The sequence below is a fragment of the Blastococcus sp. SYSU DS0552 genome, assembly GCF_054050815.1.
This window is the reverse complement of the sequence record NZ_JBJHAB010000011.1, coordinates 37,630-60,042: the sequence shown is the minus strand read 5'-3', so window position 1 is coordinate 60,042 and position 22,413 is coordinate 37,630. Positions and strand designations below refer to the sequence as shown.

Here is a 22,413-nt window from a genome sequence, read left to right as displayed (position 1 = left end):
GACCGTTCGTCCAGCGGGTCTGGACTGGCGGTCCCCGCGCGGTCAGGCTCTCGGCATGGCCGTCGACCCCGCCGCCCCCTGGGCTCCCGTCGACCCGCTCGGGGGCGTCCTCGGCGACCTGCGCATGCGCGGCACGTTCTACTGCCGCGCCGAGGGCCGGGCACCCTGGGGCGCGGAGATGCCCGCGATTGCGGGCTGCATGAGCTTCCACGTGGTCACCGAGGGCGGCTGCCTGCTCGAGGTCGACGGCACGGTGCACCAGCTACGGGCCGGGGACCTGGCGCTCGTGCCGCACGGGCGCGGGCACCTGCTGCGCAGCGATCCCGGCGCGCCGATCGCGGGCCGGGCCGACCTGCTGCCGCAGGACTACCTCGGCGAGCACTACTCGGTGCTGCGGATCGACGGCGGCGGGGCGCCGTCCCGGCTGATCTGCGGGGTGGTCGAGCGCGAGCGGCCGGGTGCGCTGCACCTGCTCGACCTGCTGCCCCCGGTGCTGCTGGTCGAGGCCGGCGACGCGCGCGCGGGCTGGTTGTCGGTGCTGCTGGGGATGATCGCCGACGAGGTGCGCCAGGACCGGCCCGGCGCCGAGGCGGTGGTCACCCGGCTGGCCGACGTCATCGTGGTGCAGGCGATCCGCGGGTGGCTGGACACCGGGGCCACCGGGCCCGGGTGGCTGCGCGCACTGCGCGACCCGCAGGTGGGCCAGGCGGTCGCGGCGGTGCACCGCGAGCCGGGCGCGGCGTGGACGCTGGACCGGCTCGCCCGTGAGGCGCGGATGTCGCGCTCGGCGTTCGCGGCCCGCTTCACCGAACTCGCCGGCGAACCCGCGCTGCGCTACGTGACCCGCTGGCGGATGCACCTCGCCACGGCCGCGCTCGCCCGCGGTGCCCGGGTCAACGAGCTGGCCCGGCAGCTGGGCTACGAGTCCGAGGCCGCCTTCTCCCGGGCCTACAAGCGGGTGACGGCGGTGCCGCCGGTGACCGTCCGGGGCCGGCCGGAGGGATCCGCCCCCGGACGCGCGACGGCGCCGCGCCCCCGGGGGGACGCGGCGCCGTCGTCGTCGGTTACGCCCGGGCCTTGAGGTCCTTGCGCAGGATCTTGCCCGCCGCCGACTTCGGCACCTGCTCGATGAACTCGACGAAGCGGATCTTCTTGTGCGGGGCCACCTTCTCGGCCATGTAGGCCATCACGGCGTCCTCGGTGAGCTCCGAGCCGGGGGCCCGCACCACGAACGCCTTGGGCAGCTCCTCGCCGCTCTCCTTGTCCGGCACCCCGATCACCGCGGCGTCGGCGATCTCCGGGTGGTTGATCAGCACGGCCTCCAACTCGGCCGGGGCCACCTGGTAGCCCTTGTACTTGATCAGCTCCTTGACCCGGTCGACGACGGTGTAGCGGCCGTGCTCGTCGACGATCGCGACGTCGCCGGTGTGCAGCCAGCCCTCGCTGTCGATGGTGCCGGCGGTGGCGTCGGGGTTGTTGAGGTAGCCCTTCATCACCTGCGGGCCGCGCACCCACAGCTCGCCGCGCTCGCCCGGCGCGGCGTCCTCACCCGTGCCCGGGTCGATCAGCCGGCACTCGGTGTTGGGCACCGCGTAGCCGACCGAGCCCTTCGGCACCTCGCTGGTGACGCCGGGCGGCTCCGCGCCCGGGTCGGGCGTGGTGTGCGACACCGGGGAGAGCTCGGTCATCCCGTAGCCCTGGCCGACCGAGACGCCGGTGTCGGCGCCCTTGCGCAGCCGGTCCTGGGCGGCCAGCGCGAGCTGCTCGTCGAGCGGGGCGGCGCCGGAGAGGATCGAGGTCAGCGAGGAGAGGTCGTACTGGTCGACCAGCGGGTGCTTGGCCATGGCCAGCAGGATGGGCGGCGCCACGAACGCCCGGGTGATCTTGTGGTCCTGGATGGTGCGCAGGAAGTCCTCGAGGTCGAACCGCGGGAGGGTGACCACGGCGCCGCCCCAGGCCAGGCCCTGGTTCATCAGCACGGTGAGGCCGTAGATGTGGAAGAACGGCAGGACGGCGATGATCCGCTCCTCCTCGCCCAGCTGGATCAGCGGGCGGCACTGCGCGACGTTCGCCACCAGGTTGCGGTGGGTGAGCATGACGCCCTTGGGCAGCCCGGTCGTGCCGCTGGAGTAGGGGAGCGTGACCAGGTCGTTGGCCGGGTCGATGTCCACCTGGACGCTCGGGGCGTCGGCGCCGAGCAGGTCGAACAGGTTGGCGTGGCCCTCGGCGCCGTCGAGCACGATGACCTCGTCGACCGGCGACTTCTCCACGGCTGCGGTGGCGCGGTCCATGAACAGCGAGATGGTGATGAGCATCTTCGCCCCGGAGTCCTTCAGCTGGAAGGCGATCTCCTCGGGCGTGTACAGCGAGTTGATCGGGCTCATCACGCAGCCGGCCGCGGCGATGCCGTGAAAGACCACCGGGAACCACGGGGTGTTCGGGCAGAAGACGGCGACGACGTCGCCCTTGCGCAGCCCGCGGGCGTGCAGGTTGGCGGCGACCCGGTCCACGTACTGGGCCAGCTGACCGTGGGTGATCACGTCGCCCTTGAGGCCGTCGATCAGCGCCGGTGCATCGGGCTTCTCCCGGCCGGCCGCCAGGACGAACTCGGGGACGGAGACGTTCGGGATCTCGACGTCGGGATAAGGGCTGGACAGCGCCACGGGTGTTCCTCCTCGCATGGTGTGTGGCGCCAGTCTCACACCCGCGGTGTCCCCGCTCACAAGGGGGTTACCGGCGGGTTCGCCCGATCAGCGGGGCCAGAGCACCGACTGCGTGCAGCGGAACAGCGCGATGGTCTTCCCGGTGTCGGCGTTGCGCACGACGGCGTCCCACACCTGGGTCGTCCGCCCGGCGTGCACGTTGGTCGCCTCGCACGCGATGCGCCCCTCGCGCGCGGTGCCCAGGTGGTTGCTCTTCAGCTCGATCGTGGTGAACCCGCTGGAGCCCTCGGGCAGCAGCGCCCGTGTCGGCAGCCCGCAGCTGGTGTCGGCCAGGGTGACGACAGTGCCGGCGTGCAGGTAGCCGTTGGGTGCCAGCAGCTCGGGCCGGATGTCGAGGTGGCTCGTGAGCCGGCCGGGCTCGTGGGTGTCGACGACGATGCCGAGCAGGCCCGGGAAGGTGCCCGGCAGCAGGTCGTTGAGCTCGTCGGCGGTCAGGAACCCGGTGGCGGACATGGCTGGCAACGTAGCGAGCGCCCTCGGGACGGCGACCGGCACCCGCCCTCGCCGGGCGACCTCCTGGCTCACCGTGCGGGGTCCTGGCTCACCGTGCGGGGTCCTGGCTCACCGTCGACGCTGAGCCAGGACCCATAACGATCAGGTCACCTGATCATCAGGCGAGGCCGCGGACGGTGCGGAGCGGCGGGCGGGTGCCCTGGATGGACGCCACCATGTCCAGCGTCTGGCGGGTCGCGGCGACGTCGTGGGCGCGGAACACCCGCGCCCCCAGCCAGGCGCTCACCGCGGTCGCCGCGAGCGTGCCGGTGAGCCGTTCCCCGACGGGGACGTCGAGGGTCTCGCCGACGAAGTCCTTGTTCGACAGCGCCACGAGGACCGGCCAGCCGGTGGCCACGAGCTCGCCCAGCCGGCGGGTGGCCTCCAGCGAGTGCCGGGTGTTCTTGCCGAAGTCGTGCCCCGGGTCGACCAGCACCCGCTCCCGCGCCACCCCCGCCGCGACCGCCGCCTCGGCCAGGGCCGTGGTCCGAGCGACGATGTCGGCGACGACGTCGGCGTAGGCGATCCGGTGCGGCCGCGTGCGCGGCGGCAGCCCGCCGGCGTGGGTGCACACGATCCCCGCGCCCGCCTCGGCCGCCACCGCCGCCAGCCCCGGGTCGACCCCGCCCCAGGCGTCGTTCACGACGTCGGCGCCGGCGGCCAGCGCCTCGCGGGCGACCTCCGCCCGCCAGGTGTCGATCGAGATCGGCAGCGCCGGGTGTGCCGCGCGGATGGCGGCCACGAGGTCGACGGTCCGGCGCACCTCCTCGGCGGGGGAGACCTCCTCGCCGGGCGCGGCCTTCACCCCGCCGACGTCCACCATGTCCGCACCCTCGGCGACCACCCGGTCGACGCGCTCCACCGCCGCGGCCAGCTCGTAGGTGGCGCCGCGGTCGTAGAACGAGTCGGGGGTGCGGTTCACGATCGCCATGACCGCCAACGCGCCGTCCGGCACATCGAGGGCCCCCAGTCGCAGCAACCCGCTCCCCGTCCGATCGTGGTGTGTGGTGGAGTCAGCCAACCAGACCGTCCACGAGGAGGCAGACAGATGGCGCAGACGACGGTGCACGGCGTCGAGGGGGTCCAGGGCCTGGTCGGGCAGCACCTGGGCCACAGCGACTGGGTGACGATCACCCAGGAGCAGGTGAACCAGTTCGCCGAGGCGACCGGCGACCACCAGTGGATCCACGTCGACCCGGAGCGGGCGAAGAAGGAGAGCCCGTTCGGCGGGCCGATCGCGCACGGCTACCTGACGCTGTCGCTGCTGCCCTCCCTGATGCCGCAGATCGTGGAGATCGGCGGGTTCCGCATGGGCGTGAACTACGGCACGGAGAAGGTGCGCTTCCCCTCCCCGGTGCCCGTGGGCGCACGGGTGCGGGCCGGTGCCACGCTCGAGGCGGCGACGCCGTTCGAGGGCGGCATCCAGATGAACCTCGCCGTGACCATGGAGGTCGAGGGCGGCAGCAAGCCGGCGATGGTCGCCACCGTCGTCTACCGCCGCTACCTCTGACGCCGCGGCGCTCGGGCATAGGAAGCTTTACCCGCGTTCTGACCGCCGGGACGCAGGTAAAGCTTCCTATGCCCAGACGCGTCAGTCGACGAGGGCCTGGTTGACCAGCTGGCGCAGGTAGTTGCGGATCGGCAGGGTGCTCGAGGGCAGCAGCTGCGTGTAGAAGCCGACGGTGATGTCCTCGACCGGGTCGACGTAGAACGCCGTCGACGCCGCCCCGCCCCAGCTGTAGTCGCCCACGTTCGAGACGACGCCGTAGCGCGTCGGGTCGATCACCATCGAGAAGCCGAGCCCGAAACCGACCCCGCGCAACGGCGTCTCGGCGAACAGCGGCCGGCCGAAGCTCTCCAGGTCCTGGCCGCCGGGGATGTGGTTGCGCACCATGTGCGCGAGCGTGCGCGGCCCGAGCAGCCGGCCGCCGTCGTAGGCGCCGCCGCGGCGCAGCATCTCCGCGAACCGCAGGTAGTCGCCGGCGGTGGACACCAGCCCGCCGCCGCCGGAGAGGAACGCCGGCTTGCTGTGGGCTGCCTGGCCCATGGCGTCGAGCGGGGCGAACCCCGTGGCCGCGCCGCCGGGCTGCCCGGGGGTGGCGGCGTAGAGCCGGGCCAGGGACTCGACGTCGTCGCCGTCCCGCAGGCCGAACGAGGTGTCCCGCATGCCGAGTGGCGCGAAGATGCGAGACGCGAAGAACTCGTCCAGCGGCTGCCCGGAGACGACCTCGACCAGCCGGCCGAGCACGTCGGTGGAGACGCCGTAGTTCCACTCGCTGCCGGGCTGGAAGACCAGCGGCACCGAGGCCCACTGCCGGCACACCTCCGCGGAGTCCGCGCCGGGCGGGGTGCCCCACTCGTGCCCCATCGCGCGGTACATCGCGTCGACGGGGTGGGCGTGGTGGAAGCCGTAGGTGAGCCCCGACATGTGGGTCAGCAGGTGCCAGACCCGGATCGGCTCGACCTGCGGGCTGGTGACCGGCTTCATCGCCGACCCCGCCACGTAGACCCGGGTCTCGGCGAACTCGGGCAGCCAGCGGGCGATGGGGTCGGTGAGCTGGAAGGCCCCCTCCTCGTACAGCATCATCGCCGCGACGGAGGTGACCGGTTTCGTCATCGAGAAGATTCGCCAGCGCGTTCCGGTCTCCACCGGGAGGCCGTCCTCGACGTGGCGGAAACCCCCGCGGCCGACGTGGACGAGCCGCCCGCGCCGGGCCACGGTGACCAGGAAGCCGGGCAGCTGGCCGTCGTCGACGTAGCGGGCCAGCCGGGCGTCGATGCGGGCCAGCCGGGCGGGATCCATCCCCACCTCGGCCGGATCGGTTCCCACCTGCAGGTCTTCGCTCACGCCCACCTCCCGGTCCTGGGCGCCGTCCGCGGCCGGGCGACGCCTCGACCGGCATCCTGACTCACGCCTTGTGAGCCGGGACACACGGGGGTCTCGGCGTCCGCCCGGCTGCGGGCGCGACCTGCGATCAGACCGGGACGGAGCTCGCGGCCTTCTTGAGGTTCGAGCCGGCGGTCACCTTGACGGTGTTGGCCGCGGGGATGTCGATCGACTCACCGGTCTGCGGGTTGCGGCCGGTGCGGGCGGAACGCTGGGTCCGCTCGACGGTGATCAGCCCGGAGACGGCGACCTTCTCGCCACGGGTGATGGCGTCGACCAGCTCGTCCTGCAGGCCGGCGAGGACCGAGTCGACGGTCGAGGCCGGGACGTCGGCGCGCTTGGCGATGGCGGAGACCAGTTCGGCCTTGTTCATGTGTTTCCTCTCGTAGGCGGTGGCGGTGCCGTGTGCTCGGCACTCAGCCGGGTCTTCCCTCCCGGACGCGCGGCGCGCCGCCGGGGTTCCCGCACCCGCGCTCGTCGCGGGGTGCGGCCGGCCCGTCTCGCGGGAGTCCGGGCCGGCAGCACGGTGTCATGCCGCCTGCTGTCCTGGCCAGTGGGGGGTACCGCGAAACCCCGCAGCAGACCCGCCGGTCACAGCGGTAACGCCCCTCCGCGGGCCGGGCGACGCGCCGGGGCGGCAGGCCCCGGGGGCGCGCCCGGGGCTCGCGGGAGCGCGCCGGCGGAGGACCTCCCTCAGACGTCGACGATGTGCGAGCGGACCGACGCGACCAGGTCGGGGCCGACCTCGTGGATGCCGTGCGCGGCGGCGCCGTGGGGCACCGCCTGGGCGAAGATGCCGTCCTCGTCGGCCGCGGTGAACGTGGCGTCGCAGCCGGGGATGACGTCGCCGCAGGCGAAACGCTTCATGGGGGTCTCTCCTCTGGTGGGGTCAGCGATCGGACCTGGCGCTGGAGGCCAGGTCCTCGATCCGCAGCAGCCCGAGCACGTGGCCGGTCGGGTCCGTGCAGACGACGGGGTCGAAGCGGTGGGCGGGCGGTCGGGTGAGCGCCCGGCGCAGCGCGTCGCCGATGTCGGTCGAGGGGTGCACCCGCAGCGAGACCGGCGCGGTGTGCACCTCACCGGTCCGCGGGTCGCAGAGCAGCAGCGCCGCGGGCTCGCCGTGCGGCCCCACCACGACGGCCGGCGGGGTGGCGGGCACGTCCTCGCCGAGCACGTACTGGCGCACCGGGCGCAGCAGGCTGGCGACGCTGTCGGTCAGCCGCGCGCGTGCCACGTGGGCGCGCACCAGCCGGGCGATCTCGGGGTCCAGTGGCCGGAACTCCGGGGCCGGGCGGCCGAGCAGCCAGCCCTGGGCCAGCGGCACGCCGAGGCGGGTGACGGCGGCGAGCTCCGCGGGGGTCTCCACGCCCTCGGCCAGCAGCCAGGCGTCGATGCGCCCGGCGAACTCGCCGATCATCTCGACCAGCGCCATGCGCACCGGGTCGCCGTCGACGTCGGAGACGAGGGCACGGTCGAGCTTCACCAGCTGCGGCCGGACGGCGGCCAGCTGCTGCAGCCCCGAGTAGCCGCTGCCGGCGTCGTCGAGGGCGATGAGCGCACCGCGCCGCCGCAGCGCGTCGGTCTGCTGGCGCAGGGCGGACAGGTCGTCGACGGGGGTGTGCTCGGTCAGCTCCACCACGACGCGGTGCAGGTCGGGCCGGGTGGCCAGGGCGGTCTGGATCACGTCGGTGCCCAGCAGGTGCGGGCTGACGTTCACCGTCAGGAAGGTGTTGGCGGGCAGCGCGTCGACCGCGGCGAGCGCCTTGTGGATGGCCAGCGCCTCGAGCTCGGCAGCGACCCCGGCCTCGGTGGCGGCGGCGAACCAGACGTCGGGCCCGGCCGCGCCGGGGAAGCGGGCCAGCGCCTCGTAGCCGGCGATGCTCGCCGCGGCGAGGTCGACGATCGGCTGGAACACGAGTGTCAGGTCGTCGGCGTCGGCGAGCAGCGGCCGGCAGTCCGGCAGACCGATGGTGCGCGTGCCCAGCATGGTCAGGGGATCGACCGGTGCGCTCCGGTCCTTGACCGCAGCTACGCGCCCTCCCCCGGCGGGGGGAGGCGCGCCGGCACCCCCGGCGGGGACACCGGTCCGGATTCGTCGGGAAGCCGTGCCAGCATGTGCGGAGGACGCCCCCGGTCCGGGGGCAGCGGACGCTGGGCGGAGGGTGCGTGGCCACGAGGGGCTCCGCCGTCCCGGACGGACAGCTGGAACCGGACCCGCTCACCGATCCGCTGCGCGTGGCGGCGGCGCGCCGGCTGCTGCTGGAGGTCCCGGGGCCCGCGGCCTTCGACCGGCTCTCGGCGCTGGCCGCCCGGCTCGTGGACGCCGGCCATGCGAAGGTCACCCTCTTCACCGACCACGACGTCGTCGTCGGCGGGTACGGGCTGCCCGCCGGCGTGGTCGGGGGGCCGGCGCTGGCGACCGGCGCCCTCTCGGCCATCACGGTCCGCCAGGGCCGGCCGCTGAAGGTCGCGGCGGCCGCGGAGGACCCGCGGGTGGCGGATCTGCCCGCCGTCGCCTCCGGCGAGGTCGGGGCCTACCTGGGCGCGCCGCTGATGGCCGCCTCGGGGCAGGTCGTGGGCGCGCTGGCCGTGTACGACGCGGCGCCGCGGAGCTGGTCCGACGACGCCGCCGAGCTGCTGGAGCAGCTGGCGGCCTCCGTCGTCGCCGAGCTGGAGCTCTCGGCGGCGCAGTCGGCGGTCGGCACCTCGCGGGCCTGGCTCGAGGTCGCTCTGGAGGCGAGCTCCGTCGGCATCTGGGAACGGGACCTGCGCACCGGGACGATCCACTGGGACGACCGGTGCGCGGCGTTGTTCGGCCTGGAGTCCGCGGTCGAGCTGAACTCGCTGGACGACGTCCTCGAGTCGCACGTGCACCCGGACGACCACGCCACGATGGCCGAGGCCATGCGGGTGGCGCTCGAGGAACGCAGCGACTACACCATCGAGTTCCGGGCGCTGCGCGAGGACGGCGTCACCCGCTGGGTGCTCGCCCGCGGCCGCGTGGTCGCCGACGCGACCGGTGCACCGGCGCGGGTCCTCGGCACGGCCGTCGACATCACCGAGGCCCGCGGCCAGGCGCAGCGGCGGCTCACCGCCGTGCAGCGGGCCGCCGCCATCGCCGAGGTGGCGGCCGAGCTGGCCAACGCCGCCCGGCTGGACCAGCTCGCCGACATCGCGCTGCGCGGAGCGCAGGTGCTGGGCGCGGAGTCCAGCGCTCTGGCGGTCTTCGACTCGTCGGGCGGTCCGCTGCGGCTGCGCATGGCCGGCAACATGGTCGCCACCGTCCGGGAGGGCGTGCCGGACGCCTGGCTCGACGACGGCGTCCTCCTCCCGATGGACGACGCGCTCCCCGCGCAGCACGCGGCCCGGCACGGGCGCCGGTTGCTGCTCGGCGACCCCGGCGAGGCGGTTGCCCGGTTCCCGGCGCTGGAGCCGGTCGTCGAGCTGCTCGGGCTGGGGGCGCTGGCGACGATCCCGCTGCGCATCGAGGGGCGGCTCCTGGGCGCCTTCCTCGCGTTGTGGACCACCGAGCACGAGTTCACCGCCGACGACGTCGAGGTGCTCGAGGCGCTGGCCGCGCAGATCGCGCTGAGCGTCTCGCGCCTGCAGGCCGACGCCGAGCGCGGTGCAGCGGTCGCGGCGATGGCGCAGGCCAACCAGCGGCTGCGGCTGCTCGCGGACGCCGGCCGGGTCCTCTCGGGCACCCTGGACATCGACCAGCAGATCGGTCAGCTCGCCGCGCTGGTCGTGCCAGCCCTGGCCGACTGGTGCTGGATCCTGGTCACCGACGAGCAGGGCCGGCTGCACGGGCTGGCCAGCAGCCACCGCGACCCCGCGCGCCGCGAGGAGGTGCAGGCCTACGTCCGGGCGATGGTCGCGGAGATGACCGAGGAGTCGGCTGCGCGGCAGGTGACCGCCACCGGCCGCCCGATGGTGCTGCCGGACCTCGACTGCGAGCACGTCGCCCGCGCGCTGCCCGACCCCGCGACCCGGGAGCTCTTCGCCCGGCTGGGCGCCGCCTCCGCCGTCGTCGTGCCGCTGGTGGCGCGAGGGCAGGGGCTCGGCGCGCTCGGGCTGTTCACCGCTGAGCACCGGGGCCCGCTGGGGGAGGCCGAGGTGGACACCGCGGTGGAGATCGGCCGGCGGGCGGGCCTGGCCCTCCACCAGGCGCGGCTGTACGGGCAGCAGCGCGACCTGGCCGACGCCCTGCAGCGCAGCATGCTCACCGAGCCGCCGCAGCCGGAGCACTGCGAGATCGTCGTCCGGTACGTGCCGGCCGCCGAGGGCGCCGAGATCGGCGGCGACTGGTACGACGCGTTCCTGCAGCGCGGCGGCACCACCGTGCTGGCGATCGGCGACGTCGTCGGCCACGACACCCGGGCGGCCGCGGCCATGGGCCAGGTGCGCGGCCTGCTACGCGGGATCAGCTACTCCAGCGGTGGCTCGCCGGCGGAGGTGCTCACCGAGCTCGACCGGGCCGTCCACGGGCTGGCGCTGAACACGATGGCCACCGCGCTGGTGGCCCAGCTGGAGCCCGAGCCCGGCGACGAGGCCGGCCGGATGCGGCTGCGCTGGGCCAACGCGGGGCACCCGCCGCCGGTGCTGCTGGCCTCCGACGGCAGCGTCGTCCTCCTCGACGGCAAGCAGGCCGACCTGCTGCTGGGCGTGGCGCCGGAGACGGCGAGGGAGGACCACATCGCCGTCCTCGCGCCGGGCGCCACGGTGCTGCTCTACACCGACGGGCTGGTCGAGCGGCGCGACCGCGACATCGATGAGGGCACCGAGCAGCTGCTGGAGGTGCTCGGGGAGTGCGAGGGGCTGCCCCTCGACGAGTTGTGCGACCGGGTGCTGGAGCGCATGTTCCTGCCCGACGCGGAGGACGACGTCGCCGTCCTCGCCGTCCGGCTGAGCTGACCCGAGCCCGCGAGGGGCGGCTCGTCGCGACGTGCTGGAGCGGCCCCCGTGCAGGGCCCCGGCCCGAGCCTGCGAGGGCCGGGGAGCACGGGGGTCCTCTTACTGGCCTGGGGGGACGTCCAGGTCGGTGGCCGTCCCGGCGGGGGTGCTCGCCCGCAGCTCGGCGTCGCGGGCGGCCATCGCCTCCTGCCGGGCCGGCTCCTCCTCCAGGATCGCCGCGGCCTTCCAGTCCGCCGGGATGGCGAAGGCGTCGACCAGCGTGGTCAGGTGCGGCCGTAGCTGCTTGAGCAGACCGTTCACCGTGGCCGTGAGCGCCTTCGCCCGGGCCGGGGTGAGCTGCCCGTGCTCCAGGAACCAGCCCTTGTCCGCCTCGATGGTCGAGAGGGCGTAGAGGTCGCAGAGGGTGTCCAGCAGCGCCTTGGCCGCGGGGTCGCTGACGCGGTCCACACCTTCGACGAACGCCTCCAGGACGATCCGGTCGATGTGCGCCTCGGCGGTCTTCAGCACGTGGTCCTGGACGTCGTTGAAGACGTCGAACGGAGCCATGCCCTCGGTGGTGGAGTTGTTGCGCAGCCGCCGGATGGCGCTCTCGAGCGCGTGCTTCTCGCGGAACTCGAGCATCTTGGCCTGCCAGCCGCGGTCGAGCATCGGCACCTCGTCGTCCCGGCCGGGGACGGCGTCGACCAGCCGCTGGAGGAGCGCGCGGGCCGCCGTCCGCTCCAGCACCGTCTCGCGCACCATGTCGGCGACGAAGCCGACCCGGCCCCAGCCGTCGAGCGAGCCGAAGGCGTCCCGGTAGCCGGTCAGCAGACCCTTGGCCACCAACTGCAGCAGGACGGTGTTGTCGCCCTCGAACGTGGTGAAGACGTCGGTGTCGGCCTTGAGGTGGGGGAGCCGGTTCTCCTGCAGGTAGCCCGCGCCGCCGCACGCCTCGCGGCACATCTGGATGGTGCGGGTGGCGTGCCAGGTCTGGGCCACCTTGAGCCCGGCGGCGCGCGACTCCAGCTCCCGCTGGGCCTGCTCGTCGATCTCCTGGCCGTGCTCGTGCACCGCCGTCTGGACGTCGTGCATGGTGCTCACCAGCTCGTTCTGGGCGAAGTGCAGCGCATAGGTCTTCGCCAGCGCCGGCAGCAGCTTGCGCTGGTGCACCAGGTAGTCGTTGATGACGACCTCGCGCTCCTCACCGGGGGCGGCGAACTGGCGGCGGGTGTTGCCGTACCGGACGGCGATGTCGAGGGCCAGCTTGGTGGCCGCCGAGGCGGAGCCGCCCACGCTGACCCGGCCGCGCACCAGCGTGCCGAGCATCGTGAAGAAGCGGCGGGTCTCGTTCTCGATGGTGGAGGTGTAGGTGCCGTCCTCGGCGACCTGGCCGTAGCGGTCGAGCAGCATGTCGCGCGGCACCGTGACGTGGTCGAACGTCAGCCGCCCGTTGTCGACGCCGAGCAGCCCGGCCTTGGGGCCGTCGTCGCCGATGGTGACGCCGGGCATCGGGTTGCCGTCCTCGTCGCGGATGGGCACCAGCCAGGCGTGCACGCCGTGGTTCTTCCCCTGGGTGACGAGCTGCGCGAAGACGACCGCCATCCGCCCGTCCTTGGCGGCGTTGCCGATGTAGTCCTTGCGCGCGGCCTCGTGCGGGGTGTGCAGGTCGAACGTCTGCGTCGCCGGGTCGTAGGTGCACGTGGTGCGCAGCTGCTGGACGTCGGAGCCGTGCCCGGTCTCGGTCATCGCGAAGCAGCCGGGCAGGTCGAAGCTCATGATGTCGCGCAGGTAGGCCTCGTGGTGCCGGCGCGTGCCGAGCAGCTGGACGGCGCCGCCGAACAGGCCCCACTGGACGCCGGCCTTGACCATGAGCGAGAGGTCGACGAAGGCGAGCATCTCGATCGAGGTGACCGAGCCGCCGGCGTCGGCCTCGCCGCCGAACTCCTTGGGGAAGCCCAGGGTCACGCGGCCGGAGTCGGCCAGCTTCGCCGCCATGCGGGTGACCCGCTCCCGGGCCTCGGCCATCGACTCGCCGTATTCCGGCAGCATCTCCGGGTCGTGCAGGTTCTCGCGGGCGTCGCGGCGCACGTGCGCCCAGCGGCCGTCGAGGGCCTCCTGGAGGTGGGCTGGGTCGACCGTGGTCGGCAGGGTGCTCGTCACTGTTCCTCCTGGGACGTCGGTCGTGCGGTCGGTGCGGGTCGGTCGGGTTCGCGGTCGGGCATCGGGATGACGCCGGTGAGCCCGGACCAGGCCAGGTCGGTGAGGTGGGCGGCCAGTTCGGCCCGGGGCATCGGCCGGTCGGCCCGCAGCCACCAGTCGGCGGCGGCGCGGACCAGGCCGATCAGCCCGTGCCCCCACGGTCCGGCGGGTGCGGGGTCGAGGCCGGCCCGGGTCAGGGCGGTGCGCAGCAGCCCGGCCGCCTCGTCGCCCACCAGGTCGGAGAGGTTGTCGATGGGGTCGGCGTCGACCGGGCGGTCGGTCGGGTGCAGGTGGACCACGAACCGGTACAGCTCGGGGTCGGCCTCGCAGAAGGCGAGGTAGGCCTCGACGGCCGCGGTGGTCATCGCCCGCGGGGACCCGGCGTCCTCCATCGCCGCCCGCAGCCGGGGGAGCAGCTGCTCGGCGACCCGGGCGCAGACGGCCACGTACAGGTCGGTGCGGTCGGCGAAGTGCCGGTAGACGACGGTCTTGCTGGTGCCGGCCTCGGCGGCGATCTCGTCCATGCCGACGCCCGCGCCGTGCCGGCCGATCGCGGCGACGGCGGCATCGACCAGTGCGGCGCGGCGGGCACGGCGGTGCTCGTCCCACCGCGAGCTGCGCCGGTCCCGGACGGCCGCGGCCGCCTCTCCCGACGACGGTGCCACCGCCCCCCCTCCCATGGCCTCGAGTTTCACGGAACCCACGGTACCGGGTACTGTTGGTACCGGCCAGTCCCACCCGACTTCGGAGGTCCCGATGGCTACCCAGAACCCGGCCACCCGCAAGGCCGCGATCGTCGGCGGCAACCGGATCCCGTTCGCGCGGTCCAACTCCGCCTACGCGCAGGCGTCGAACCAGGACATGCTCACCGCCACGCTCGACGGGCTGGTCGCCCGCTTCGGGCTGCAGGGCGAGTCGGTGGGCGAGGTGGTGGCCGGCGCCGTCCTCAAGCACGCCCGCGACTTCAACCTCACCCGCGAGTCGGTGCTGGGCTCCAAGCTCTCGCCGACCACCCCGGCGTACGACGTGCAGCAGGCGTGCGGCACCGGGCTGGAGGCGGCGATCCTCGTCGCCAACAAGATCGCGCTGGGGCAGATCGAGTCCGGCATCGCCGGTGGCGTCGACACCACCTCCGACGCCCCGCTCGCGGTCAGCGAGGACCTGCGCCGCGTGCTCATCGCGCTGAACAACGCCAGGACCTGGCAGGACCGGCTCAAGGTCCTCGGCCGGATCCGCCCGGGCATGATCGCCCCGGAGATCCCGCGCAACGCCGAGCCGCGCACCGGCCTGGCGATGGGCGACCACGCGGCGATCACCGCGAAGGAGTGGGGGATCGGCCGCGAGGAGCAGGACGAGCTCGCCGCCCGCTCGCACCAGCGCATGGCCGCCGCCTACGACCGCGGCTTCTTCGACGACATGGTGACGCCGTTCCTCGGGCTGGCCCGCGACAACAACCTGCGCCCGGACTCCAGCGTCGAGAAGCTGGCGAAGCTCAAGCCGGTGTTCGGCACGGGCGACCCGGACGCCACGATGACCGCGGGCAACTCGACCCCGCTCACCGACGGCGCCTCGGCCGTGCTGCTGGCCTCCGACGAGTGGGCCGACGCCAAGGGGCTGCCGGTGCTGGCGCACCTCGTCGACGCGCAGACCGCCGCCGTCGACTACGTGCACGGCGGCGAGGGGCTGCTCATGGCGCCGGTCTACGCCGTCCCGGTGCTGCTCGCCCGCAACGGGCTGACCCTGCAGGACTTCGACTTCTACGAGATCCACGAGGCGTTCGCCTCGACGGTGCTCGCGACGATGAAGGCCTGGGAGGACCCGGCCTACTGCAAGGAGAAGCTGGGCCTGGACGCCCCGCTGGGCTCGATCGACCGGACCAAGCTCAACGTCAACGGCTCGTCCCTGGCGGCCGGGCACCCGTTCGCCGCGACCGGCGGCCGGATCGTCGCCCAGCTGGCCAAGCAGCTGCACGAGGCGGGCCCCGGCAAGCGTGGCCTGATCTCCATCTGCGCCGCCGGCGGCCAGGGCGTCGTGGCCATCCTCGAGTCCTGACCTCGCGCACTCGCCGGCTCCACCCGCACGACCGGACGTGCAGCCGCGCCACGGCCCGGCTGCACGTCCGCTCCGGTGGCCGCAGCGGTGGGCAGGCGCTCCCGATCCCCTTCCTGGAGGCACTGAACGATGGCTGACTGGTACACGAACTTCGCCAATTCCGGCTTCGGCACCACGATCACCAAGCAGTTCGGCCTGCCGCGGCCGGCGGAGCTGCGCCGCTACGAGCCCGGGCAGCCGCTGCTGCCGGGGCCGGTGGTGGTCGGCTCCGCCGGCCAGGGCCGGCTGCGCGACACGGTCACCGCCGTCCTCCGGGACGCCGGGGCGACGGTGCAGTCGCCGGTCACCGCCGACGGCGGCACCGACGGCGAGAAGCTCGGCGCGGTCGTCCTCGACGCGACGGGGCTGACCGGCCCGGCCGACCTGGCCAGCGCACACGACTTCCTGGCCCCGGCGATCAAGCGGCTGCGCGCCTCTGGTCGGGTGCTGGTCCTGGCCGACCCGCCGTCGGACGCCGGCTCCCCGGCGCAGGCGGCGGCCCGCCAGGCGGTGGACGGACTGGTCCGCTCCATCGGCAAGGAGCTGCTGAACGGGTCGACGGCCAACGCCCTGTTCGTCCCCGAGGGCGCCGAGGCGTCGCTGGCGAGCCCGCTGCGGTTCTTCCTCTCCGGCCGCTCGGCATACGTCGACGGGCAGCTGCTCACCGTCTCGCCGGCCGACGTCCCGGCCAACCCCGACGAGGAGAAGCCGCTGGCCGGCAAGGTCGCCGTCGTCACCGGCGCCGCGCGTGGCATCGGCGCGGCGATCGCGAAGGTGCTCTCCCGGGACGGCGCCCACGTGGTGGCCGTCGACGTCCCGGCCGCGGGGGAGCAGCTGGCGAAGGTCGCGAACGAGATCGGCGGCACCGCCGTGGCGCTGGACATCACCGCCGAGGACGCCGGCCCGCGGCTGGTGCAGCAGCTCGTCGCGCGGCACGGCGGCGTCGACGTCGTCGTGCACAACGCCGGGATCACCCGCGACAAGCTGCTGGTCAACATGGACGCCGCGCGCTGGAACTCGGTGATGGCGGTGAACCTGCAGGCGCAGCTGGACATCACCCAGGCGCTGCTGGACGCCGAGGGCGCGCTCAGGCCCGGTGCCCGCGTCGTCTGCGTCTCCTCGCAGTCGGGTATCGCGGGCAACCGCGGCCAGACGAACTACGCGGCGAGCAAGGCCGGCGTCATCGGCATGGTGCGCGCCTGGGCGCCGGAGTTCGCCGGCCGGAACGCCACGATCAACGCCGTCGCCCCGGGCTTCATCGTCACGGAGATGACGGCGAAGATGCCCTTCGGCACCCGGGAGATCGGCTCGCGGATCAACTCGCTGCAGCAGGGCGGGCTGCCGGTCGACGTCGCCGAGACGATCGCCTGGCTGTCGCAGCCGGCGAGCGCCGGGGTCAACGGGCAGACCGTGCGGGTCTGCGGCCAGTCGATGCTGGGGGCCTGATGGCGACGACGGAGCTCGACGGGCCGCCGAACATGGCGGCGCTGTTCGCGAAGGCGGCGCTCACCGCGCGGGGCCGGGGAGGCGACCTGCCCGACACCCGGCTGGCGCGCACCGGGGTGGCGGTGGACGGCGCGCACCTCGCCGACTACGCGCGCGTTTGCGGGTTCCCGCTGACGGACTCGCTGCCGGCGACCTACCCGCACGTGCTCACCTTCCCGCTGCAGACGGCGCTGATGACCGACCGCGCGTTCCCGCTCGCCCTGCCCGGGCTGGTGCACGTGCGCAACCGGATCGACGTGCTGCGGCCGGTCGGCGTCACCGAGGAGTTCGACCTCGAGGTGTGGGCGGAGCGGTTCGCCCGCCATCCACGCGGGGCGACGGTCGACCTGTGCGCGTCGGTCTCGGCCGGCGGCGAGGAGGTCTGGCGGAGCCGCTCGACGTACCTGGCGCGGGGAGCCAGCGCTCCCGAGGGTGCACCGGAAAGCGATGTGACGGTGGCGGTGGGGGGCCTGGAGCGCCCGGTCGCCACCTGGCGGGTCCCGGCCGACGCCGGCCGCCGGTACGCCACGGTCTCCGGCGACGTGAACCCGATCCACCTCTCGGGGCTCAGTGCGAAGGCGTTCGGCTTCAAGCGCGCGATCGCGCACGGCATGTGGGTGAAGGCCCGCGTGCTGGCGGCGGTGGGCAACCGGCTGCCCGAGGCGTTCGGCGTCGACGTCGCCTTCCGCAAGCCGCTCTTCCTGCCCTCGACGGTCACCCTCGCCACCGCGCAGGCCGACGGCGGCTGGGATGCTGCCGTCCGCAACGCGAAGTCCGGCACCGAACACCTCGTCGCGACCATCCGCCCGCTTCGATAAGGGAGTCCGCCGCCATGGCCGTCTCGTTCGAGCTCACCGAGGACCAGGTCGAGCTGCAGAAGTGGGTGCACGAGTTCGCAGCGGACGTCGTCCGCCCGGCGGCGCACGAGTACGACGAGCGCGAGGACTTCCCCTGGGAGGTCCTGCAGGAGGCGGCGAAGATCGGGCTCTACTCGCTCGACTTCTTCGCCACCCAGTGGTTCGACGAGTCCGGCCTCGGCATCCCGCTCACCATGGAGGAGCTCTTCTGGGGTGACGCCGGGATCGGGCTGGCGATCGTCGGCACCACGCTGGCCGCGGCCTCGGTGCGTGCGAACGGCACCGACGAGCAGGTCGGCCAGTGGATCCCGGCCATGTTCGGCACGGAAGCCGAACCCAGGGTCGCCGCCTTCTGCTCCTCTGAGCCCGACGCCGGGTCCGACGTCGGCGCCATGCGGACGCGGGCGGTCTACGACGAGGCGACCGACGAGTGGGTGCTGACCGGCACCAAGACCTGGGCGACCAACGGCGGGATCGCCGACATTCACGTGGTCACCGCCGTCGTGGACCCCGAGCTCAAGGCGCGCGGGCACGCCAGCTTCGTCATCCCGCCGGGCACGAAGGGCATCAGCCAGGGGCAGAAGTTCCTGAAGCACGGCATCCGCGCCTCGCACACGGCCGAGGTCGTGCTCGACGAGTGCCGCATCCCCGGTGACTGCCTGCTCGGCGGGCGGGAGAGGCTGGAGGAGCGCCTCGCCCGTGCCCGCGAGGGCGCGAAGAGCGGGCGCACCCAGCCCTCGATGGCCACTTTCGAGCGCACCCGGCCGGCGGTCGGCGCGCAGGCCGTCGGGGTGGCGCGGGCCGCCTACGACTACGCGCTGGACTACGCGAAGCAGCGGGTGCAGTTCGGCCGGCCGATCATCGAGAACCAGGCGATCGCCTTCCAGCTCGCCGACATGCGGACGCGGATCGACGCCGCCCGCCTGCTCGTCTGGCGGGCCGCGTGGATGGCGCGCAACGGGCAGCAGTTCACCGCGGCCGAGGGCTCGATGTCCAAGCTCGTCGCCGGGGAGACCGCGGTGCGGGTCACCGAGCAGGCGATGCAGATCCTCGGCGGCAACGGCTACACCCGCGACTACCCCGTCGAGCGCATGGCGCGGGACGCGAAGATCTACACCATCTTCGAGGGGACCTCGGAGATCCAGCGCCTGGTCATCGCCCGCACGATCTCCGGCGTGCAGATCCGCTGACGCGCGTCGCCGCCCCGGCCGATCAGTGTGCGCGAAGGGGCAGGTCCGGGCCCGATTCCTTGCCGATCCGCGCACACGGTCACCCGGCACGGCGCGTCGGATCACGCTGAGCACTCGTTCCGTCACTTAGCATCTGGCGGGGCGCGCCACGGGCGTGCATAGCAGGCCGACGACCGGGGGCACAGTATGGCGGACCCGGACCGGGGACGGCGCGAGGACGACACCCGTCCCACGCAGCGGTGGGACCGCGTCGCCGAGCCCGACGTGGTGCCGGTGCTCGGTCGCCCGCCCGTACCGCCGGTGCCCAGCCGCGCCGCCGCGCCGCGGTACGGCGCGCTCCCGGCCGCGGGTGGCAGCCCGGCGGGCACCGTCGCCGACGACCCTTCGGCCGAACGCCCGTGGGACGACGGGCCGTGGGACGAGCACTGGGACCAGCTCGTCTCGGACGACGGGTCCTGGGACGACATCCCCTCGGACGGCGGCTCCTCGGTCGATGGCTCCTGGGACGACGACCAGTCGTGGGACGACCAGTCCTGGGACGACCCGTCGTGGGACGACGACGGCGAGGAGCCCGCCGGCGGCCCCCGGCGCCGCGAACCGCGGTGGCAGGTGGTATCCCGCGGCATCGGCGAGCTGTTCGTGACGGCCGGTCTGGTGCTGCTCCTGTTCGTCGTCTACGAGGTGTACGTCACCGACCTGCTCACCGACCGCCGGCAGGGCCAGCTCAGCGCCGAGCTGCAGGAGCGCTGGGAGGACGGCCCCGCCGACGCCGGCCTGGTCCAGGTGGAGATCGGGGACGCGTTCGGCGTCCTGCGGATCCCGCGGCTGGGCGAGGACTATGCGCGCGTCATCCTCGAGGGGACCACCGAGGACGAGCTCTCGCAGGGCCCGGGCCACTACGCCGACACGGCGATGCCCGGTGAGCCCGGCAACGTCGCGCTGGCGGGCCACCGCGTGGGCAAGGGCTCGCCCTTCCTGGAGCTGGACGCGATGCGCGCCGGCGACCCGATCGTCGTGGAGACCGCCGACACCTGGTTCGTGTACCGGGTGCTGGGCGACCCGGCGACCGGCGACGTCGACGCCGACCCCAGCGGGATCCCCGGCATGCAGATCGTCAGCCCGAGCGACGTCTCGGTCATCGCCCCGACGCCGAACGCCGATGTCGCCGTCGGGCCGACGGGCTCCTACCTCACGCTCACGACCTGCCACCCGCGGTTCTCCGCGAAGCAGCGGCTGATCATCCACGCGGAGCTCGACGGCGCGGGCATCCCCAAGGCGGAGATGCCCGACGGCCCGCCGGCGTTGCGCGAGAGCTGACCGAGGAGGCTGCGATGTACGGCTGGATCTGGCGTTCCCTGCCCGGCGGGAGGGGCGTGAAGACGCTGGAGGCGCTGGTGCTGGCGCTCGCCGTCTGCGCCCTGCTGCTCTTCGTCGTCTTCCCCTGGGTGGAGCCGCAGCTGCCCTGGAACGACGTCACCGTCGACGGCTGACCCGGCTCACCCCCGGTCGAGCGCGCTCAGCACGGCGTCGAGCACCCGGGTCGCGCCGAAGCGGACGACGTCGTCGCTGACCAGCCCGGTCTCCGCCGCGGCGGCCTCGACCGCGGCCCGGGCGTCGGCGTCGTCCAGCCCGGCGGTGTTCAGCGCGACGGCGGCGACCCGCGCGGGGCGCACCCACCCGGCGGCCTGCTCGTAGCCGCGCACGATCTCGCCCAGCGACGGGAGCGCGGTGCCCGGGTAGTCGGCGATCGCGGTGCGCCCGGCCCGGTGGCACAGCACCAGCGCGTCGGCCGAGGAGCCGTGCAGCAGGCCGAGCGTCACTCCCGAGTAGGCCGGGTGGTGGATCGAGCCCTGGCCCTCCAGCCAGAGCAGGTCACCACGGGTCGCCCCCTCGCGCACCAGCCGGTCGGCGGCGCCGGCGACGAAGTCGGAGATCACGTGGTCCACCGCCATGCCCCACCCCGAGATGGCGACCCCGGTCTGCCCGGTGGCCACGAACACCGAGCGCAGCCCGCGGTCCCGCGCGGCCTGGTCGAGCTCCAGGACGACGCTCATCTTCCCGATCGCGCAGTCCGAGCCCACCGTGTGCACGACCCGGGCCCCGACCGGCCCGGTAAGCGGCACCCCGAGGTCGTCCGGCACCGCCCGCAGGTCCCGGATCCGGACCCCGGCCGCCCGGGCGGCCGCCGCCAGTTCAGGATCGGCGCCCAGATCCCTGTGCAGCCCCGCCTCGACGTGCATCCCCAGGCGCAGCGCCGCGAGCAGCGTCCGCCGCCAGGCGTCGGTCAGCCGGCCCCCGAGCGGGGCCACGCCGAGCAGCACCGTCGTCGCGCCGAGCTCCCGGGCCGCCGCGACGTCGGCGACGACCGGCACGGGGCGGGCGCAGAACGGGACGACGTCCACCGCCCGCTGCCCGGCGTGGACGTCGTCGATCACGCACACGACCTCGCGGGCGCCGTAGCGCAGCACCCCGTGGGCGGTCTTGGCGTAGGACTCCGCGAGCTGGCCACCGGTGAGGACGGCGAGCCGTTCGGCGCTCACGTCGCATCCTCCGCGACGAGCCCGAGCCCCGGTGCGTCCGGCAGCACCAGCCGCCCGTCCCGCAAGCCCAGGCCGGTGAACGGCTCGTCGCTGATCAGCAGGTGGCCGTCCAGGTCGACCAGATCGGCGAGGGGGCCCAGCTGGGCGGCCTGCGCGATGCCGAGCTGCGACTCGATCATGCAGCCGAGCATCACCCGCAGGTCCAGCGCGGCCGCCGCGGCGATCATGCGGTGGGCCTCGCGGATGCCGCCGCACTTGGCCAGCTTCACCACGATGCCGTCCGCGTAACCGGCGACGCCGGCCACCGAGGCCAGGTCCTTGCAGCCCTCGTCGACGAAGACCGGGAGCCGGCCGGGCAACTCGCGGTAGCGGGCGAACGAGTCCAGGTCGGCTGCCGGGAACGGCTGCTCGATCATCTCGACCCCCAGCTCGCGCAGCCGCGGCAGGAAGTCGCGGGCCTGGTCGAGGGTCCAGCCCTCGTTGCCGTCGATCCGCAGCGGGGCGTCGGTGACCGACCGGATGGCCTCCAGCCGGGCGAGGTCCTCCGGTCCGCCCACCTTCACCTTGTAGACGGCGAAGCCGGGGGCGCGCCGGACCCGGGCGGCGGTCTCGGCCACGGTCGTGATCCCGATGGTGAAGCTCGTCGGCGGGAGCACCCCGTCCAGCCCCAGCAACCGCCAGACCGGCAGGCCGTAGCGGCGGCCCACCCAGTCGTGCACCGCCCCGTCGAGGGCCATCTTCGCGCCCTGCGGGCCGTCCCAGGCGCGCAGCCGGCGGGCGATGCCCTCCAGGTCGCGCAGGTCGTCGCCGAGCAGCGCGCGCCCGTCGGCGGCGACGGCGTCGGCCATCGCGGGCACCGACTCGCCCCAGTAGGCCACCGGCGCGCCCTCGCCGTACCCGCGGACGCCCCCGTCGGCGACCTCGACCACGAGCACCTCCTCGGTGTCCACCGACGAGCGGGCGATGGTGAACGTGTCGCGCAGGCGCAGTGTCAGGCGACGGCAGGTGAGCTCCACGGGGTGAGTCTGGCGGGCCACGGCCGGGATGTCTCGAACA

The 22,413-nt window shown here is 74.1% G+C and carries 19 protein-coding genes and 1 pseudogene; 9 read left to right on the top strand and 11 right to left on the bottom strand.

Annotated features, from left to right (window positions below; all coding sequences use genetic code 11):
• Positions 1-55 precede the first annotated feature (55 nt).
• A complete protein-coding gene (locus tag ACI8AG_RS12825) occupies positions 56-1,081 on the top strand; it encodes an AraC family transcriptional regulator (RefSeq protein ID WP_456597346.1) in 1,026 nt (341 codons plus the stop codon).
• Here ACI8AG_RS12825 and ACI8AG_RS12820 read toward each other — a convergent pair.
• The 3 genes from ACI8AG_RS12820 to folP all read right to left on the bottom strand — a co-directional run bounded on the left by ACI8AG_RS12820 (position 1,065) and on the right by folP (position 4,146).
• On the bottom strand, positions 1,065-2,663 hold the full coding sequence (locus ACI8AG_RS12820; protein ID WP_456597345.1) for a 4-coumarate--CoA ligase family protein: 1,599 nt from the start codon (positions 2,661-2,663) through the stop codon (positions 1,065-1,067). The genes ACI8AG_RS12825 and ACI8AG_RS12820 overlap by 17 nt on opposite strands.
• 87 nt (positions 2,664-2,750) lie before the next feature.
• Positions 2,751-3,176 carry a PaaI family thioesterase gene (locus tag ACI8AG_RS12815; protein WP_456597344.1) on the bottom strand — a complete coding sequence of 142 codons (426 nt, stop codon included), beginning with the start codon at positions 3,174-3,176 and terminating at the stop codon, positions 2,751-2,753.
• A gap of 157 nt (positions 3,177-3,333) precedes the next feature.
• Entirely contained in the window at positions 3,334-4,146 is an 813-nt protein-coding gene (gene folP, locus ACI8AG_RS12810) for a dihydropteroate synthase (RefSeq protein ID WP_456597343.1), read from the bottom strand.
• A gap of 117 nt (positions 4,147-4,263) precedes the next feature.
• Here folP and ACI8AG_RS12805 point away from each other — a divergent pair, with 117 nt between their 5' ends.
• Complete coding sequence (locus tag ACI8AG_RS12805) at positions 4,264-4,725, top strand: MaoC family dehydratase (RefSeq protein WP_456597342.1); 462 nt, start codon at positions 4,264-4,266, stop codon at positions 4,723-4,725.
• An 81-nt stretch (positions 4,726-4,806) separates the two neighbouring features.
• Here ACI8AG_RS12805 and ACI8AG_RS12800 read toward each other — a convergent pair whose 3' ends face one another.
• From ACI8AG_RS12800 to ACI8AG_RS12785, 4 genes and pseudogenes are all read right to left on the bottom strand, one after another.
• Positions 4,807-6,063 (bottom strand): serine hydrolase domain-containing protein, encoded by a 1,257-nt coding sequence (locus ACI8AG_RS12800; protein WP_456597341.1) that lies wholly within the window; start codon positions 6,061-6,063, stop codon positions 4,807-4,809.
• A gap of 127 nt (positions 6,064-6,190) precedes the next feature.
• A pseudogene (locus ACI8AG_RS12795) lies at positions 6,191-6,490 on the bottom strand (HU family DNA-binding protein); the annotation flags it as partial.
• Between the two features lie 305 nt (positions 6,491-6,795).
• Complete coding sequence (locus ACI8AG_RS12790) at positions 6,796-6,969, bottom strand: DUF1059 domain-containing protein (RefSeq protein WP_456597340.1); 174 nt, start codon at positions 6,967-6,969, stop codon at positions 6,796-6,798.
• Positions 6,970-6,991: 22 nt separating this feature from the next.
• Positions 6,992-8,089: an EAL domain-containing protein gene (locus ACI8AG_RS12785; protein WP_456597339.1), complete on the bottom strand. Its 1,098-nt coding sequence runs from the start codon at positions 8,087-8,089 to the stop codon at positions 6,992-6,994.
• Between the two features lie 179 nt (positions 8,090-8,268).
• Here ACI8AG_RS12785 and ACI8AG_RS12780 point away from each other — a divergent pair, with 179 nt between their 5' ends.
• A complete protein-coding gene (locus tag ACI8AG_RS12780) occupies positions 8,269-11,016 on the top strand; it encodes a SpoIIE family protein phosphatase (RefSeq protein ID WP_456597338.1) in 2,748 nt (915 codons plus the stop codon).
• A 99-nt stretch (positions 11,017-11,115) separates the two neighbouring features.
• On the opposite strand, the gene ACI8AG_RS12775 is transcribed toward ACI8AG_RS12780, so the two are convergent.
• Both ACI8AG_RS12775 and ACI8AG_RS12770 read right to left on the bottom strand, forming a co-directional pair.
• Positions 11,116-13,155, bottom strand: coding sequence for an acyl-CoA dehydrogenase family protein (locus tag ACI8AG_RS12775; protein ID WP_456597337.1), 2,040 nt, complete (start codon positions 13,153-13,155; stop codon positions 11,116-11,118).
• A complete protein-coding gene (locus ACI8AG_RS12770) occupies positions 13,152-13,889 on the bottom strand; it encodes a TetR family transcriptional regulator (protein WP_456597336.1) in 738 nt (245 codons plus the stop codon). Before ACI8AG_RS12770 ends, ACI8AG_RS12775 begins: the two co-directional genes overlap by 4 nt.
• A gap of 61 nt (positions 13,890-13,950) precedes the next feature.
• Between ACI8AG_RS12770 and ACI8AG_RS12765 the strand changes: the two genes are divergently transcribed.
• From ACI8AG_RS12765 to ACI8AG_RS12740, 6 genes are all read left to right on the top strand, one after another.
• Positions 13,951-15,246: an acetyl-CoA C-acetyltransferase gene (locus ACI8AG_RS12765; RefSeq protein WP_456597335.1), complete on the top strand. Its 1,296-nt coding sequence runs from the start codon at positions 13,951-13,953 to the stop codon at positions 15,244-15,246.
• A gap of 129 nt (positions 15,247-15,375) precedes the next feature.
• Entirely contained in the window at positions 15,376-16,731 is a 1,356-nt protein-coding gene (locus ACI8AG_RS12760) for a 3-oxoacyl-ACP reductase (RefSeq protein ID WP_456597334.1), read from the top strand.
• Positions 16,731-17,588 (top strand): MaoC family dehydratase, encoded by an 858-nt coding sequence (locus ACI8AG_RS12755; protein ID WP_456597333.1) that lies wholly within the window; start codon positions 16,731-16,733, stop codon positions 17,586-17,588. Before ACI8AG_RS12760 ends, ACI8AG_RS12755 begins: the two co-directional genes overlap by 1 nt.
• A gap of 14 nt (positions 17,589-17,602) precedes the next feature.
• Positions 17,603-18,817 carry an acyl-CoA dehydrogenase family protein gene (locus ACI8AG_RS12750; RefSeq protein WP_456597332.1) on the top strand — a complete coding sequence of 405 codons (1,215 nt, stop codon included), beginning with the start codon at positions 17,603-17,605 and terminating at the stop codon, positions 18,815-18,817.
• A gap of 186 nt (positions 18,818-19,003) precedes the next feature.
• Positions 19,004-20,134: a class E sortase gene (locus tag ACI8AG_RS12745; RefSeq protein ID WP_456597331.1), complete on the top strand. Its 1,131-nt coding sequence runs from the start codon at positions 19,004-19,006 to the stop codon at positions 20,132-20,134.
• Positions 20,135-20,148: 14 nt separating this feature from the next.
• Positions 20,149-20,307, top strand: a complete 159-nt coding sequence (locus ACI8AG_RS12740) for a hypothetical protein (RefSeq protein ID WP_456597330.1) — start codon at positions 20,149-20,151, stop codon at positions 20,305-20,307.
• A gap of 6 nt (positions 20,308-20,313) precedes the next feature.
• On the opposite strand, the gene ACI8AG_RS12735 is transcribed toward ACI8AG_RS12740, so the two are convergent.
• Positions 20,314-21,357: a DUF1611 domain-containing protein gene (locus ACI8AG_RS12735; RefSeq protein WP_456597329.1), complete on the bottom strand. Its 1,044-nt coding sequence runs from the start codon at positions 21,355-21,357 to the stop codon at positions 20,314-20,316.
• On the bottom strand, positions 21,354-22,373 hold the full coding sequence (locus ACI8AG_RS12730; protein WP_456597328.1) for a dipeptide epimerase: 1,020 nt from the start codon (positions 22,371-22,373) through the stop codon (positions 21,354-21,356). The genes ACI8AG_RS12735 and ACI8AG_RS12730 overlap by 4 nt, the downstream gene beginning before the upstream one ends.
• Between the last annotated feature and the right edge of the window lie 40 nt (positions 22,374-22,413).